General features: G+C 45.1%; 10 protein-coding genes. All 10 read right to left on the bottom strand.

Annotation, left to right across the window (positions count from 1 at the left end; genetic code table 11):
* Nucleotides 1-75: 75 nt before the first annotated feature.
* Nucleotides 76-237, bottom strand: coding sequence for a hypothetical protein (locus HMPREF9194_RS12375; RefSeq protein ID WP_169558713.1), 162 nt, complete (start codon nt 235-237; stop codon nt 76-78).
* A 247-nt stretch (nt 238-484) separates the two neighbouring features.
* Nucleotides 485-877, bottom strand: coding sequence for a type II toxin-antitoxin system VapC family toxin (gene vapC, locus HMPREF9194_RS03600; protein WP_016525015.1), 393 nt, complete (start codon nt 875-877; stop codon nt 485-487).
* Nucleotides 874-1068: a type II toxin-antitoxin system VapB family antitoxin gene (locus tag HMPREF9194_RS03595; RefSeq protein ID WP_016525014.1), complete on the bottom strand. Its 195-nt coding sequence runs from the start codon at nt 1066-1068 to the stop codon at nt 874-876. The genes vapC and HMPREF9194_RS03595 overlap by 4 nt, the downstream gene beginning before the upstream one ends.
* 139 nt (nt 1069-1207) lie before the next feature.
* Complete coding sequence (locus HMPREF9194_RS03590; RefSeq protein WP_016525013.1) at nt 1208-1525, bottom strand: type II toxin-antitoxin system RelE family toxin; 318 nt, start codon at nt 1523-1525, stop codon at nt 1208-1210.
* A complete protein-coding gene (locus tag HMPREF9194_RS03585; RefSeq protein WP_016525012.1) occupies nt 1513-1785 on the bottom strand; it encodes a type II toxin-antitoxin system Phd/YefM family antitoxin in 273 nt (90 codons plus the stop codon). The genes HMPREF9194_RS03590 and HMPREF9194_RS03585 overlap by 13 nt, the downstream gene beginning before the upstream one ends.
* A gap of 183 nt (nt 1786-1968) precedes the next feature.
* Nucleotides 1969-8358 (bottom strand): hypothetical protein, encoded by a 6390-nt coding sequence (locus tag HMPREF9194_RS03580; RefSeq protein WP_016525011.1) that lies wholly within the window; start codon nt 8356-8358, stop codon nt 1969-1971.
* Between the two features lie 31 nt (nt 8359-8389).
* Nucleotides 8390-13063 (bottom strand): Ig-like domain-containing protein, encoded by a 4674-nt coding sequence (locus HMPREF9194_RS03575; RefSeq protein WP_016525010.1) that lies wholly within the window; start codon nt 13061-13063, stop codon nt 8390-8392.
* Between the two features lie 398 nt (nt 13064-13461).
* Nucleotides 13462-14319, bottom strand: coding sequence for a 5'-nucleotidase, lipoprotein e(P4) family (locus HMPREF9194_RS03570; RefSeq protein WP_016525009.1), 858 nt, complete (start codon nt 14317-14319; stop codon nt 13462-13464).
* A gap of 169 nt (nt 14320-14488) precedes the next feature.
* A complete protein-coding gene (locus HMPREF9194_RS03565) occupies nt 14489-15454 on the bottom strand; it encodes a TRAP transporter large permease (protein WP_084663071.1) in 966 nt (321 codons plus the stop codon).
* 22 nt (nt 15455-15476) lie between these two features.
* Entirely contained in the window at nt 15477-15962 is a 486-nt protein-coding gene (locus HMPREF9194_RS03560; RefSeq protein ID WP_016525007.1) for a GNAT family N-acetyltransferase, read from the bottom strand.
* Nucleotides 15963-15974 lie beyond the last annotated feature (12 nt).

The raw sequence follows: 15974 nt of genomic DNA, 5'->3' as shown, positions 1-15974 counted from the left end.
TTTTGAATAATAAAGGTATTTTCATGTATTCTTCCAATAATCCCTTGTATATTTTAATATAACTATACACATAGCTTATCCGAAAACGGCTTTCCTTAGAATATTATTTATCCTATATTTTTTCATTTGTGCATCGGTTACCTCCGGACATTCCTCGGTAACTACGGGTTTGGCTGAATTTATGATTTTTCTGTCTTCTTCAGTAAGCGGATTTTTAATTAAATCATCTAATGTCATAGTTTTCATAATACAATTTCTCCTCTTTCGGTGTTGCTCTTCGTGCAGAAATAATCCGAATATTATTATCGTCACGTTTATTGTTTTAAGAAGTGAGAATCCAAACTCACCTTGATCCTGAAAACGGTTTTACCAATGCGCTAAAAATATGCATAGGAGCCGCATTTAAAAGATTCGGAATTGATATTGGCAAGATAGCGCAAGGAACCGGCTTAAGTCTCGAAGAAATCAATACCTTGTAACTACTCTACCTTTTAACAATCAATCCTAAAATTTCTTCCATCGGATCAAAATCCCTATCATTGTGTATTAATGGAAATCCGTTTTCTATACAAAATGTTGCGATTATAACATCCATTGTTTTTTTTACTGTGATACCCTGCCTTCTCAATTTCCTATAATTATGTGCAGCTTGTATTGCAATTTCCTTTCCCAGAAAATCTCTGTATTCCAGACTATCCATAATGTGCTTTGCCGCGAGGTATTCTCTATCGTTTTTAAATCCTTGTAAAAATTCGGTTATTATTATATCACCTGTTACGACTCTGTTACGGATTAATTCATTATCCAACATATCGGTATGAGGCACATCAATCCCCTTTACATAATCAATCCAAACCGATGTATCTGCGACAATCATTTATCAAGCCTCATTTTTTCCAAATCACCATCCCAAAACAGTTTCCCGCGGAAATTTCTTATGCGTGCTTGATTTTTTAATGTTATTAAAAGTTTTAAAGCTTGTTCAACCGTTTCTTTTTTTGTTTTATAACCGGAAGCATGCAAAGCCTCTCTCATTAAGGTATCATCAATAACAATATTTGTTCTCATAATAACTCCTATGTGTATGTTTTAATATAATTATACACATACTTTGATAAAAAAACAATATTATTATGTCTACCGTGAAAACGGTGTCAGGTGTTATTTCTTATCCGAAAACGCTTTCCGGGACAGATTTTATTTACTGTCATTGCGGTAATAAACCGATTTTTAGATATTTTTTCATTAGTTCGTAAATATCTCTTTTTTTGTCACCATCTCGCCTGATTCCTACAGCTACAATAATAACCTCAATTTCATTCTCTTTAACTTGATAAATTATTCTGTATCGTTGTCCGACGGCACGAATAGAACGATAATCTTGTAAATTGCCTTTTAAAGGCTTGCCTACTTTTAGAGGATATTCTTTTAATACCTCAATCTTTTGCAATACCTGCTGCTGAGATTTATTGTCCAGTTTAGCAATAAATTCTGCGGCAATTTGGGTTAATTTTATTGTGTACACATCAGACCCGCCTTAAATGTGTCAAAATCTACAAGGTTATTTTCATTTATCTGCTTAATTCCGGTAGACAGGTCTTTTGACAATTGCTCGTCTGCAAGTATTTCCAAAGTTTCTTGAATACATTCATAGGTATCCCAGCGAATCAAGGCAAATACTTCTTTCCCATGATTAGTAATGGAGATTGTATCATCATAATTCATCGTATTTTCAAGTGATGTGATTTTCTTTCTTGTTTCTGTTATCGTCATAGTTGAAATCATAAAAACCTCCTATTACTTATAACGTACATTATTTTGTACAAAATAGCAAGAGCAAACGGCAAACTTGTTCACATATTTTACAGCTTTCGCGAACCCGCTTCTTCATCTCAAAGGCAGTGAACACCGCATCTTTTCCTCTAAAAAAAGCCGGTAAGCGAGTGCCTACCGGCTTTTACATTTTTTTTACTCTTTCAGAACCGCTTTTTTATAGCCGTCATCGCTCATAAAACCGAGAACGACCGTATTTGCCCAACCTCCGCCTGTAGGAACGCCGTTGCAGATGGTTTCGTCTTTCGGGATAATTCCTTTCATCGGAATGGTCATGACTTCCCAATTACCGGTAAACAACTCGTCTTTTGCGCCGTCTTTTACCGTTCCGGTCAAATCGTTGCGCCATGCTACGCGTACGGAACTCGGCGTTTGCGTAAATGCGGACTGGAAGTATGAAATATACGGTACGATCTTGCCGTTTTCTTCCCGAGTTGAAATCGATATCTGCGTTCCGACCGACAAGTAACTGTCGACCGTTACGACAGTGGCCGTACCGTTATAAGCCGGAAGATAAGCGTATTTCAGATCGCCTTTTGAACTGCTGTAATATGCTATGTGTATACCGTTGTTTTTATCTACGGCAAGATCTACATACCAACCGGCAAAATCGTCATCGATCAATTGAGCATTGGTTTGCCAGACTCCTCCTTGAGCAGGAGTCTGCGGTGTCTTATTGTACGAATACACCAGACATTTATTCGTAGCGTCATACCATGCGACGACGGCAACCCCGCCGGAGGTAACGCCGTGCGCGACATACGGACCGCCTTTATACCTTGGAGAATCATCGTCGGCGATAGTATGATAGTTCGGAGCGGAACCGTAGTTGTTGGCCGGATTCGTTGCACCGTCAATAATGCCGTCAGTAAAGATATTTGAATTATTAACTGTACCGTAGCGGAATTTTACCGGATTTTTGGGATGGTTCGCGTCAAAATAAGAAATATACACTTTTGTCGACGCCGTATTTCCTATAGTAACTAATTTCGGGCGCGGTACTCTATTTATATTATAAACCGTCCCGTTGGATACGGTTTCAAGCCGTGATTTTCCCGTCCATACATTTTGATAAGCATGAACGGCAGAACCTATATACGAAGCTGCCCGTGAGTAAAATGAAAACTTTGCCGAGTTTTCATTTATACGGTCAGTATTCGTTCCTACCGCATATACATTGTGAGCGGAATCAAACGCTACTGCCGTATTATGAAATTTATTATAGCTGTAATCGATGTCAGTTTCAGTACCGTTTTTATTTACAACCATTGCAGGTATGCCTTTTCCGTAACTCATATACCACTTACTATCCGGAGCTATTTTGAGCATGGGACTCGTTATGTCTTTCTGAATACTTGAATGAAAATTATCGACTTTCCACACCGAAAGCTTGAGATCGTCGGCAAGCCGTTTATTTGCTCGGTTGCTCCACGAGTTGTATGCAGCCTCCGTAACCGTTCCGTCCGTACCGATTACGGGATTTTTATTGCCGTTGTTGATCGCCTGCGTAGTGCCGACCGTTATCGTAAGCTCACCGGTTTTAACGTCTGCGGTATCTTCAATTTCGACGGCAAATGTACCGGCCGCCTGATTGTATGCGGATACTTTCGAAGTCAAATCCTTGGTTCCGAGCTTGACAGTCGGTGATGACGCTATATTAAAACCTTTAAGCGTTATCTTTTCTCCCGCATATACGGGATAAAAACCGAGTGCGGAGCGGTCAAAGTCAATGCCGGCAGAACCGGTTAGAGCGGTCTTTATTCCGGTAATATACGGCACGACATTTATATTTACCTTCGCTTTGTTTGCGGTATAGCCGTACACAAACGCTTCGTCCGCATCCGTGGGAACGGTATCAACAAGCGTTACCTTGTTACCGGAGACGCTTTCAATGCGAGTAAGGTATTGGGTTTCGCCTTTTTTGAATACGACGAATTGCCCCGGATTTTTATTTGCGAAAACAGCATCCTCGGCAGTCTTTAACGTTTGTCTTGTTACCGTTGCGTTTTGAGACGTACCGCCGTCTGCGGGGGCGGAAGTATTCGTTCCGTCGTTAACGCTTACCGTAATACTTTTGGCAATGCCTACGCCCGCTTTTTCGGTATTCCAATCAAGCCGCCATTTGACATAATAACCGAGATAGTCGGCACCCAAGGTTTCAACCGTCAATACGGCTCCGTGCGAAGCCATATTTTTATCGGATGTCCACGTACCGTTAGCCTGCCGCGTTGCCTTAACCGTAAGCGCCGTTGTGTTCGGGAGGCTCGCTTCAAGCGTATTTATTTTGATATTGTCATACGCAAAACCGCTTACGCTTACCTTGCCCGAAACGGAAGAATAAGTATTGCCCGTTCCCGAAACCGAAGCGATTTCCACGTGCCCGTTTGTACGGCTGCCCTCATACAGAGAGTTCAGCGGATTATTGTTCGAGTCTTTGCCTTCTCCGTTCCAATAGAAGGGCAGAACGACTACCGTAGGTGCTTTATCGTCCAGGGCGTCGAATATGGCTTTGATCGTTACCTCGGCAAAAGAACTTTTGGTAAGAGGAGCGCTTCCTGTTGCCGTACAGCCTTCTGCGCTGTCCCACAGTTCAAGCACTAAATCCTTAGTGTTGCCTCCGGTGCTGTTGCCTATCGTATTCAAATCGCTTGAAGTTAAAGCTATAGTATTTCCGGAACTGATATTGTTCATATTGTGACCGGTTAATATGTTGCCGTTATATTTGAGCGTATATTTAATCTGTCCTTGCCCGTCGGTAAAATCCACTTTGATCTTGGAATCGGTCAAAGATTTAAAGGCAAATCGTTTGCTGGTAAGTGTTGCCGTAGCGTCCGAATTATTATCGATTGTTTCTTCTAGTGCATTGTTTGCATTTGTATTTTCAAACGTACTTTGCGTGCCGCCGATATCCGTACTCAACGTTACCGTAGTTACGCGTAAAGCTTTATTTTTTACCCGCACATCTTCCTGAGCGCTAAAAACGTTACCGCTGTTGTCGGTTACGGTATAGGTAAGTTTACCTTTACCGTCAGGTATACTTGATAAATTGATCTTTCCTTCCCACTTACACAAACCGTCCAGCTGTCGGTATATTTTATTTGAAGGATCAAGCTCGGTCATTGTTACGCTTTGTGAAGCACTGCCTACTTCAAGCTTGGCGGTAACTTCTTTAACGCCCGAACCGTTGTCGTTGGCAACACCGCGCACAACCCAATCATTGCCGCTGACGGCTTTTACCAACACTTCCGGTTTATATACGACATAATTGTATCTTCCCGCAGAAGCAAGAGCGGGCATAAAGTTTACCGTATTACCCGAAAAACCTGCGGTATTTGTTATACTTACGATTTTATCCCCCACAAGCATTTTTAAACCTGCAGGATTTGAACGTATCGTATTTGCAAGAGCCGAATCGGTAATTGACGTTGTATCAAAAGTACCGTTTGCAACGTAAATCATATTACCGAAACCGCCTGAAGGATTTTCCGTATCGAAACGGAATGTAAATTCTCTTTCGGATTTTAGCTTATTAGCAGTATCTTCGGTAATAGATATTTTTACGGTAAATTCTCCCTTTGCTTGAGCTTGTGCAGTTAAAGTACTTAAATTAAGTGGTATTTTAAGCTTATAATTTTTTGCAGCAGGCGATGAAGACGGATGAGCCGGATCTTCTTCTATCCATCCATCATGTTTTAAGTTCTCTATAGCTGTTGAACCGGTATATATTTTCCCATTTGCCAAATCACCGGAAATAGTAATTTCTTTTATTCCCGATTCATCGTATAAAGATCCGGTAAGAGTCATATTCGAGCCGATCCACATACGCGGAACATAGTCTAAGGAAACAGCAGGCGCAGTGCTAACTATTTTAACAGCGTCAGGACTTCCGATAGTCGGAGAAGACTTATCTATTTCGATTTTAATCTTTTCCGTCCATGCACCGAATTCATTGGTTGTTTTATTTTTAGCACGAACTCTAAAATATACAAACCAGTTATTGCCGCTCGGATTAAAAGATTGATCTTGATTGATCGTTTGCGTCCACTGTACTGCACCGTTTGCAGCAGTATCATCTACAACAATGCCATTCCCGCCGTTATACCAATCTTTTGTACCGAATTTCCCGTCATCCGGCGTAGCATCAAAATTACCGGTTTTGGAAAACTGAATATATGCTTCTCCTATATCAGACGGAGAACCGATTGCAACATTCGTTGTACCGAAAATTTGTATAGTACCGCCCAACTTGGCTTCATTTGCAGGCGATAATATTTTTACAACAGGTTTTCTTCCATCGGGATTTAATAACATTGTCAGCGGATATACTTTCTTATTGCCGATATTGTCTTCCGCAAGAATATATATGGGAATGTCAAAATATGCCGGTATAGACGTATTCGGATTTCCATATTCTGAAGGAGTTATACTGGTGAAATTATATTTAAAGTTCCAACTGCCCGCCGTAGAAGTAACCATATTTTGCCAACCGCTCGTTTCAGGGGTTACCGTTCCTACGGATTTTTTTGCGATTAAAAACTTTGTTGCAGAGGCTTTAACTCCTGCACCTGCGTCCGAAATCGTTCCCGTAAAGCTTACTTCACCCGCTTGAGCAACGTTAGACTCGGGATAAGTTAATTTAACCGTCGGAGGTGTTTTATCGACGCTAAAAGTTATGTTATCTTTGTCTTCACTTCCGCTATTTGCTTTAGCCAAAAAGTGGAGTTCGTATTCTCCGTCGGATAACGCACTTATATCAAGGGTTGCTTTATACCGTGCGGAAGCGCCCTGTTGTTCAAGTTTTCTATGTGGATCTACTGTTGCCGCTCCTCCTATTTTGTAGTACGCGGTACCCGGTTCCAAATCGGTAATGTCGGCAAAAATATCGAAATTTTGATTTTTAAATCCTTCGATGCGCACAGGTCTGATTCTCGGACCGCTTCCGCTGGAAATAAAATTACAAATATATAAACCGTTATTTACCGAATTCGAATCGTCATACGCTTCAAAGGTATTGGAAACTTGAGTTGTGCTGTCCGTGCCGATAACTTTTATTGCACGTTTTCCTTCGGTAAAAGAAGTAGGTAAATTGAATTTTACGCGTAAATTGCTTCCTACTTTTGTTATTGCGTTATCTAATTGTGTTTGGTCGGTTAAATTGGCAAAATCCAACAGTACCGCTTCTTCTTCAAGGTTGGCCCCGGTTTTAAAACTCTCGGTTTCATTTGTTCCCGTAGTACCCTTCCATTTCACAAGCACTATTTTTATACCGCTGTTTTTATAAGCATCAACCGTATTCGGACTTACCAAAGAGTCGCCGTCTTTATTGGGGATAAGTTCGGCTAAAAGCGTTGTCACGGTTCCGCCTTTAAAAACAATCGGACTGGCTGCGGAAAGATCCAAGTTTTCTTTTGCTAAATTTTTTACGCCGATAATTTTATAACCGGGCGATTTATTCGGGTCCAATTTAAAAGTACTGCGTTCCGCTGCAGAACCGTCCATCATTTTGCGGTTTTCTTTTAATGCAGTTAATGCAGTAGTGTCTTCACGCAAGGCTTTTATTTTTTTATCGTGGTCATTTTTATCGGAACCTTTTTTACCTGCAAAATAATCACTTATAACTTCTTCCCTATAGCCGTTTTTTAAAACGGTATTTTGTATATCACCTTGTAAATAAAAGAATTCGGATTTATTACCTTCCGTGCCGGGAGCGCCGCCTGAAAATTTCTGCGCATTGTCGTACAAAAACAGTTGGGCTTTTATGGCTTTGTTGTGGAGCTCGTTTTTTTGATAGTCGTACCATGCAGCGGCATCCGCTTCGCCGTATACAAAAAGCTGTGCATTGATATTTTTTCCTACGAACATTTCGCTTGTCGAAAGATTTTTTTCCGGCACTTCAACACTCAGTTTGGAAACCGTGTTTCTTTCGCCTGCCTGCCCCACTACCGAAAAGATCGCTCCGTATTTATCGCCGGTTTCAGAATCGATCGAAACCGGTTTAGCCGTCGACGGCCGCGAAACGATGAACACGGGAGGCGTGTTGTCGATTTTATAGTTCTTTGTAAACTTGGACGTTTTTCCGTTGTTGTCGGTAACGGTAACGATTGCCGTGTATTCGCCGTCGGGGATGGGATACACTTTTACGAGTTCGTGAGGCGGCGCTTCCGTCCCCGTAGACTCGTTGGCTATGTTTGCAGTCCACGTTGTACTGTAAGCGCCCGGCTTGGAAAGTTCGGCCTGAAAAGAGCGCGTTCTGTCTTTCGTTTCTATGTCTTCAAATACAATCGAAACCGCTTGTACTCCCTCGTCGTCCTTTGCCGTTCCCTTGAGTACAAAACTGCCGCGGATCGGAGTTTCGCCCGCATCGGGGTACAAAATCTCGCCGCTCGGAGGCAAAATATCTACGCCGCCGCCCAAAGCGATATGCTGCTGACAGGTCGAAATTATCAGCATCGCAAAAAGGACTGCGGAAAACAACAGTCCGTTTTTTATCCGAACATTTTTATTTTTGAATAAGGTATTTTTCATAATACGCCTCCTCAAGTTTTAGTCGAAACTTTTAGAATATATTGACGCGCACTCCGCCGCACAGGTGCGGCATAACGGATCTTATCGATGATGAATTGACGTCGGTCGGAATAAACCACAGCTGTCCTTCGGTAAAGAACGAAAACGAACTGAAGTGTTTGCGCTTATACAGTTTTACGCGCGGGAATTCCACCTGCACCAAGCCTGCCGAAAGCACTTGCGGTTTTCCGCTTTGCGTTTCGCCGAACAGCGAAAACTGCGCACCGACCGCGACGTTCAAATACAGCCATTGCCAATCGGGTCCCAAATAATAGCCGAACGGCAGTTCGAACACGTTCGCCAAAAGCTTTATAGAACCCACATGTCCGCCGTAACGGATTTGTTGGGGCGGAAGCTTTTGCATTTTATAAAACCAGTCGAATTGCTTTTGCGTAAACTGCCCGTAATGCAACTGCAGCTTTACGTTGTCGTCGAAAAAGCTTAAGCCGACGCCCATGTTCCACAGCGTTGCGCCCCAAAAACCGGCTTCAAAATGCAGGCCTTGTATGAATTTGGGCACGCCGTATGTCGATTTGTCGCCTTGTCGGAGCGCGGCGCTTGCGTTTTGCAGTCCGTTTTCGTCCGAAGCCAAGCCGGTAAAGGTTATGCTTCCGTTATAACGTCCGCCTTCGCCCGGAGAGATAAGCGTTATGTTCGGAACGGTTTTATCGATTTTTACAATCGTTCTGCATATCGCGACTTCTTTATTTTCCATAACGGCACGCACGAGCAAAAAGTGATTGCCTTCGGCCATGTCTTCCGTTTCGATTCGGTACTGCCAGCCGTCTTTAAGTTTTGCCGGAACAAAGGTGCGTCCGTTGTTAAAGCTTACTTCAACCGATTTGAGGCGCTTGCCCGCAAAAAGCCGCTTCGCATCCGCGGACGCGTCTTTTGCAACGGCGGCGTCTTTTTCCGCTTGCGAAACCGAATAGCCCGCCCTTCCTTTTAAGTACGGACGGTCGATTGCAAAATCGCCCATCGCAAAATTGTCTATCGTAACCCACGGGCCGTTTTCTTTATAGTCTACGGAAACACCGCTTGAAATCACCGTTTGAGTTGCGGGAATAATCCCTTTTATTTCGATCTTGTGCGTACCCTCGCTTATAAGTTCGGGAGTCAGGCGGAATGCCGCGTAGGAAGTTTTCGACACGTCGGAGGTCTCTATTTGCTTTCCGTCAATAAACAGCGATATCTGTTGTATCTTCGACGACGGCTCCGTGCGGCCGTACACGTTGAACTCGCCGCACAGCGTTTGGCCGTTTAAAGGATACAAAAGTTCTATTTTATTTTTGTCGGCCTTTCGCACCACGTCGAAGTTTACGGCGGCTTCGTTCGTATTGCCGGCTTTATCGATGCCCGATATTTCCAAATTGTAGCGTCCTTCCGGCAGCGAAGCAATATTGACGGTTTCGGCGATAAGCAGTTCCGTCTTCAATTTGATTTGAGCAAGCGATGCCGGAACGGCCGTATTCGAAAGACTCTTTATTTTGAGCGTTACGCCTTCGAGCGAAATACTGTCCCATGCCTGACCCGATATAAATAAATCTTTATCGAGTACCGAACCGGCCAAAGGATATTCGATTTCCAAAAGCGGCGGCGTGTTGTCGGTATTGATTAAGGCGGACGATACCGATTCCTGACCGTATTTGTCGACCGCTTTAATAAGCATAACGTGGGTGCCGTCCCCGATAACCTGCGTGTTGAGCGAATAGCTCCATTTATCCGTTCCGTCGGCGCGCAAAAAACTGCTTCCGTTATTTACCGAAATATACACTTTGCCGATGCCGTTTCCGTCGGAAGCCGTACCGGTTATGGTTATAAAACCTTTGATGGTTTCGTCGGAATTCGGCAAAGTCATTTGCACTACGGGCTTTTCAAGCGACACTCTGATTTTTCGTTCGACCGGTGCGCTTTTTATGCCGTAAATATCTTCGCCGTATATGCTGATCGTATGCTCGTTGTCGGTTAAAGACGAAAGAGCAATCGGAATCGAAAAGGTGTTTTTGACGTCGAGCGCCGTATAGGGCTTATCGTCGATTTTATAGTAGATTTTTGCCGGAGCGTCGTCGTCGTACACGATGCCCGAAACGGCAAAGTCGCCGACGATAACCTGATTTTCAAACGGCACATGTATTTCGACGACAGGAGCGTCGGCGGAAGTGTCGATATCGAAATCGTATTGATTGATGAGCTTGACGTTTCCCGCAGCGTCGGTAAAACGGAACTGCATGTTTTTGCTTATCGGATCGGCCGCGGTTCCTATAACAACGCTTGAAAGCGAAGCATAGGGAAATTCCTTCCACGCCGGGTTTTTATCGTCGGTTTTGTATTCGGCCTTTACGCTGCCGAATTTTTCACCGATCGTAAAAGCCGCCGTTATCGAACCGTTTACCTTATCGCCGACGGCGGGCATAACCATGCGCACATCGGGATCCTCGGTATCTTTTATAAAGATTGCGCGTTCAAAAGTTTTTTTGCCGGCATCGTCCGCCGCGGCAAGCGAAAGAAGGAGCGCGCCGTCCGGGAAACTTTTTACGTCGAGCGTTTTTTCAAAGCGGCCGTCAAGCGTTCCGGTTAAAACTTCATCCGAAGAAGATGACGACAGGCGGTATTCGATCGGCAATCGGGAGCCGCTTACGCTGCCTGAAAAGGCGAGCGAATCTTTTACGTAAGCTGCGCTTTTGTTAAGCGTTATGACGGGAAAAGCCGTATCGGCTAAAACATCGATGCTTTCGCTCGTTATATCCCGGCCGTCGCTTGTGTGCAGCGTTACGCGCACATCTTTATACATGCCGTCTTTTGCCGCGGCAATTTTTATCAGGTTTCCTTCAACTTCACAGGAAAGGTCTGCCGAGCCGGTCAATTCGGCACTTTCAATTTGGGCGCCTTCAGGCGAATAAAACAAGCCTTCCAAAACACCGCCCGTAATGAGCGCGGCGCTTCCGAGCCTGCTTCCTGCCCACGCAAAAGCGGTAAGGTCGCTCGTATCGCCCGACTTTCCGTTATCGGCGATGCCGATGAGCAGTTTTTGTGCCGCGGTGCGGCCTGCCGTGTCGGTTGCGCTGACCGATATCGCGTATATTCCCGCGCCCGTTTTATCGTTTACGCTCGGGCGTACGGTAAATTCGGTTTGACCTTCTTTTATAACAAGCGGCTTTTCTTCTTCACCGTTAAAACCGACAAGCACTTCGCGCAAGCCCGCTTCCGCTTTTATGCGGACGGCTGTCGGAACTCTGTTTTGCGCACCGTACAACGGAATAACGGTGCTTCCGTTGTCGAATGCGATGACGGGCGCTTTTCCTATTGAAGAAAACCGAACGCTTTGCACGTTTCCGGCCGTTCCGTCGGCTTTCACGGCGTACGCAAAAAGCGTGTGATTTCCGGCGGCAAGACCTTCTTCCGTTGCGGCAAAGGCAACCGAGGTTGAAGAAAGCATAAGGGATTTTTCTTCGCCCCGGTCGATTCTATAGCGGATTTCCGACGCGTTGCCGTAGGACAAACCTGAAATAAAAAGGCCGCCGTCTATCTTTTCGTCCGCCTTCGGACTGACGATTTCCAAGCGGGGCTTATCTTTCGCTTTATCGATTTCAATCTTTTTTTTCTCGCGCACAACGTTTCCGGCAACGTCTTTTGCCGCAAATTCGATAACAACCGATTTTGCATTCGTGCGCGTAAAGTCGAATTCCTTAACCCAATAATCGTTGCCCGGCGTTACGGCAATCTCGCCGCTTTCTTTTCCGCATACCCATGTAAGGGATTCGAGCCCCGTACCGTCGGAAACGCGGCCGGCAACGGAAAAAACGCTCGGAAACGTTTCGGTTTCATTGTCCGGATATATGAATGAAAGCGAGGGCGGCACATTGTCCACAAAAAATAAAAAGGTATAGATTCCGGTCGAGCCCTGTTTATCGACCGCTTTGAACCAGCATACGTTCGGGCCGTCGGAAAGCAGTGCGGTTTTTACGGGAAGTTTAAAAACCGAACGATTAAGCTTTTTGTCGTACGATAAGCGCACTTCCTCAAATTTATTTCCGTTATCGAGCGAATAAAACAGACGGTCTATGCCGTTTCCGTCTTCAACCGTTCCTTCCAAGTTTACGGTACCCGACACCAAAGTGCCTTCTCCGGTATTCGTAACGCTTGTAACGGGCAAGCGCCTGTTCAAGTTAAAAGAAGTTTTTATGCTTTTTCCGTCTACGCCGTTTACGTCGGTACCCCACACTTCAACCGTGTGCACACCTTCGGCTAAGGCCGCCGTATTGAGCGCGTAGGACCAAAATTCGGTTCCCTTTGCCGTATAGATTTGTTCGGCACCGTCGACCCTGATCGAAACTTTGGCAACGGCGTCGTCGTCATAGCAGGTTCCGATGATGTCCACGTTACCGGCTACGTCGGCACCCGAAGCGGGAAAAGCGATCGAGGTAACGGGCAAATCCGAATCCGGATCTATGTACATATTAAAAGGGCCCGCATAGCCGACATTGCCGGCAGTATCGCGAGCCGTTATAAGAATATTGTATTTTCCCTTTTTTTTCGCCGAAATATCCGCAGTTTTCTGCCAACTTTCCAAAGGAACAAGTTCGGTTTCGGTTATGTCTCTGGAACCGAATGCATGGCCGGCGCTGAGCGCACAGCAAAAGAACACAAAGAATGCTACTCTTTTCATAAACTCCCTTTACTAAACAAGTGCCAACCCGAAAAGATTTTAGCGACAGCCGTTTACACAGGAGTACACGCTGCCCGATAAAAACATCGACTCGCTTCTTTATCGGCATGTGTTTCCGAAACCTTTATTTTTTTAAAGCTCGAAAACTCACCGCCCACCCAAAGCAATCCCGAAAAGCAGTGCGTAGCAATCACATAATTCTGTCATATTTTGTACTAAAATCTTTTTACCTAAATGCTCTAAAGCATCCAAACTCTATCATATTATTAAAAAAAAGGCAAGTATCCGATGCAATTTTGTACTAAAAATAAAAACGGCAGGCGGTTCGGACGTAAAATTCGGCGGAGCAGCCGGAGTTTATGCAATCCCGGAACACGCCTCCCGCCGAATTCGTACGGTTATTTTTTCCAAACCTTTAAATTATCTCTGCGTATTTTCAGCTTGCCGGCCGCATCGTTTTTATAATAATCGGCATTTAATCCGCCCTCCCAATTTCCGTAGAGAGGATTCGGCAAAACGATATACTTTACGCCGAAGTCGGATTTGTACTTGTCGACAACAGAGCGGCGCACATCGTTGAGTTTACGATAGGTTTCACCCGTAAAGCGGAAATCATCCAAATTGTCGCCGATAAATACGACGATTTCGTAGCCGGCTTTTTCGACCTGTTCGAATCGAGCCGTTTTTTGCGAAACTTTATCTTTCAGCAGTACGGATGTCGAATCGACGCCGGTAAAGCCGAGCGCTTTTAAATTGTTGATCGTCGGCTGGTATTCGGGGCCGACAATACGATTTGAAACGTAAAACATTTTGCCGCCGTGCGAATTAACATAATTTGCAAATTCGACGGCACCGGGAATCGCAAGCGCTTGTTCCGCTTCGCACCACCTTGTCCAAAATGAGGGGTCAAATTCCTTGTGCTCCAATAATCGGATCGCCCCCTCGGCCGAATTGTCTATCATCGTTTCATCGAGATCGACGACGACCGCTTTTTTCATACCGTCTGCCGGAACCGCCGCATCAAAGGCGGCTTTTGCCGCATTGAATGCCTGATACGCCAGCGCGCGATATTCGCCCGATTGCTGCATCCAGTTGTATGCCAACATCCCCTGCTCGGCAAGCAGAACCTCGTCGGCTTCGTTTTTTGCCGCGGCCTGCTTTGCTTTTTCGGCAGTCCCCGAAGCGCTCGCACACGATACGAAAAAAACTGCGGCAATAAAAATTGCCGAAACGGATTTTGTTATGCGTTTGATCATAGCTTTTCTATTTAACCTCCGAATAGATAAAATTATTTCATAGTGTATCGACTGCCGTAAAACGGTACCGATACCCGCACATTCCCCATTTTACAATTCCGTATCGGGTTTTGCAAGAGATAAAAATCGTGTTTGGAGCGTATCTTTATCGGTTGTTTTCGGAACTTCGTTATTTCATAAGCACATTCGGCACCGCCATAACCAAGCCGGGGACAAAGGTTACCAAAAGAAGCGTTACAATCATCGCGGCATAAAACGGAAGGCAGGCTTTAGTGACCTGTTCTATTTTAATTTTCCCGATTGAACAGCCGACAAACAGCGCCGCGCCGACCGGCGGCGTACACAAACCGATTGCCAAATTCAATATGAGCATGCTTCCGAAATGTACCGGATCCATGCCGAATGATTGGCACACGGGCAACAAAATCGGCGTCAAAATCAAAATAAGCGGGCCCATGTCCATAATGCAGCCGAGCACGAGGCACATAATGTTTATAAGCAACAAGATGACGATTTTATTATCCGAAACGGTTAAAAGCGCCCGCGTCATAAGGGTCGGAACTTTTAAATACGCCAAAAGCCAGCCGAACATCGAGGCCGTTGCGATGAGCGACAGGACTATCGCGATGGTGCGCAGTGAACGTTTAAGAATCGGTAAAATCTGCTTTAAAGGTATTTCGCGGTAAAGAAAAAAGGTAACGACAAAGGCGTAGACAACCGCTATGGCGGCCGATTCGGTTGCCGTGTACCAGCCGAAGATAACGCCGAAAATAATAATCAAACAAGTGAGAAGACCGGCAAAGGCATTCCACACCGCCGCAAGCATTTCTTTAAAAGGGATTTTTTTACCGCGCGGATAATTGCGTTTTACGGCGATAATATATGAGGTAACCATAAGGCTTACGCCTAAAAGCAGTCCGGGAACCAAACCGCCTAAAAAAAGCCGCCCGATGGAAACGCCGCCTGCAGCCAAAGAAAACAAAATCATGTTGTGCGAAGGCGGAATCAAAACGCCCTGACACGAAGACGTAACGGTAACGGCAACGGAAAAGTCCGTATCATAACCGGATTTTTTCATCATCGGAATAAGCATTGAGCCGATCGAAGACGTATCCGCAACCGCGGAACCCGAAATACCGCCGCACGGAAAAAATCATTCAGTCTTTTAATTTGGGTAAAAAATCTTTATAGATTCCCGGAGTGGAATCGGCGATTAAAACGGCACCGACCGTTTTGGCGTAAAATTCGGCAGGCCCGATGCCCCCGATAACGGCATATACGTAGCCTTCCGCTCTCATCGCGTGCAGCGACGCCAAGAGCAGCGCTTTGCCGACGCCCTTACCCTGCTCTTCGTCCGATACGCGCGTCGGCCCGAAAAAGTCGGGGGCGGTCGCGTTGTAGCATGCGTAGCCCAAAACGCAGGCGCCGCGCGTCGCAATAAAACACGAAACGGGCAAACGCGAAAAGCATACGTCGCACTCGCCTGCAGCGCTCAAGCTCGAATGCTCTTTTACCCACTCCACAATGCGGAATTTATCCGGCACCAGAGCGCGCCGTATGTAAATATTGTGGTCTTCTTTTAACCGTTTATACAGGCTTTCGGTATTCGGCAAATTAAGCAAATTAACAAGCATATCCGCCATAACAGCATCCTC

The organism is Treponema maltophilum ATCC 51939 (assembly GCF_000413055.1).
Lineage (GTDB): Bacteria > Spirochaetota > Spirochaetia > Treponematales > Treponemataceae > Treponema_C > Treponema_C maltophilum.
Note: the sequence above shows the minus strand (reverse complement) of the source record. Positions and strands in the feature narration are given on the sequence as shown.

Excerpts from the sequence above, each read along its gene's own strand:
- vapC (WP_016525015.1), bottom strand. The coding sequence starts at position 877 with ATGATTGTCGCAGATACATCGGTTTGGATTGATTATGTAAAGGGGATT.
- HMPREF9194_RS03575 (WP_016525010.1), bottom strand. The coding sequence starts at position 13,063 with ATGAAAAGAGTAGCATTCTTTGTGTTCTTTTGCTGTGCGCTCAGCGCC.
- HMPREF9194_RS12375 (WP_169558713.1), bottom strand. The coding sequence starts at position 237 with ATGACATTAGATGATTTAATTAAAAATCCGCTTACTGAAGAAGACAGA.
- HMPREF9194_RS03560 (WP_016525007.1), bottom strand. The coding sequence starts at position 15,962 with ATGGCGGATATGCTTGTTAATTTGCTTAATTTGCCGAATACCGAAAGC.
- HMPREF9194_RS03580 (WP_016525011.1), bottom strand. The coding sequence starts at position 8,358 with ATGAAAAATACCTTATTCAAAAATAAAAATGTTCGGATAAAAAACGGA.
- HMPREF9194_RS03585 (WP_016525012.1), bottom strand. The coding sequence starts at position 1,785 with ATGATTTCAACTATGACGATAACAGAAACAAGAAAGAAAATCACATCA.
- HMPREF9194_RS03570 (WP_016525009.1), bottom strand. The coding sequence starts at position 14,319 with ATGATCAAACGCATAACAAAATCCGTTTCGGCAATTTTTATTGCCGCA.
- HMPREF9194_RS03595 (WP_016525014.1), bottom strand. The coding sequence starts at position 1,068 with ATGAGAACAAATATTGTTATTGATGATACCTTAATGAGAGAGGCTTTG.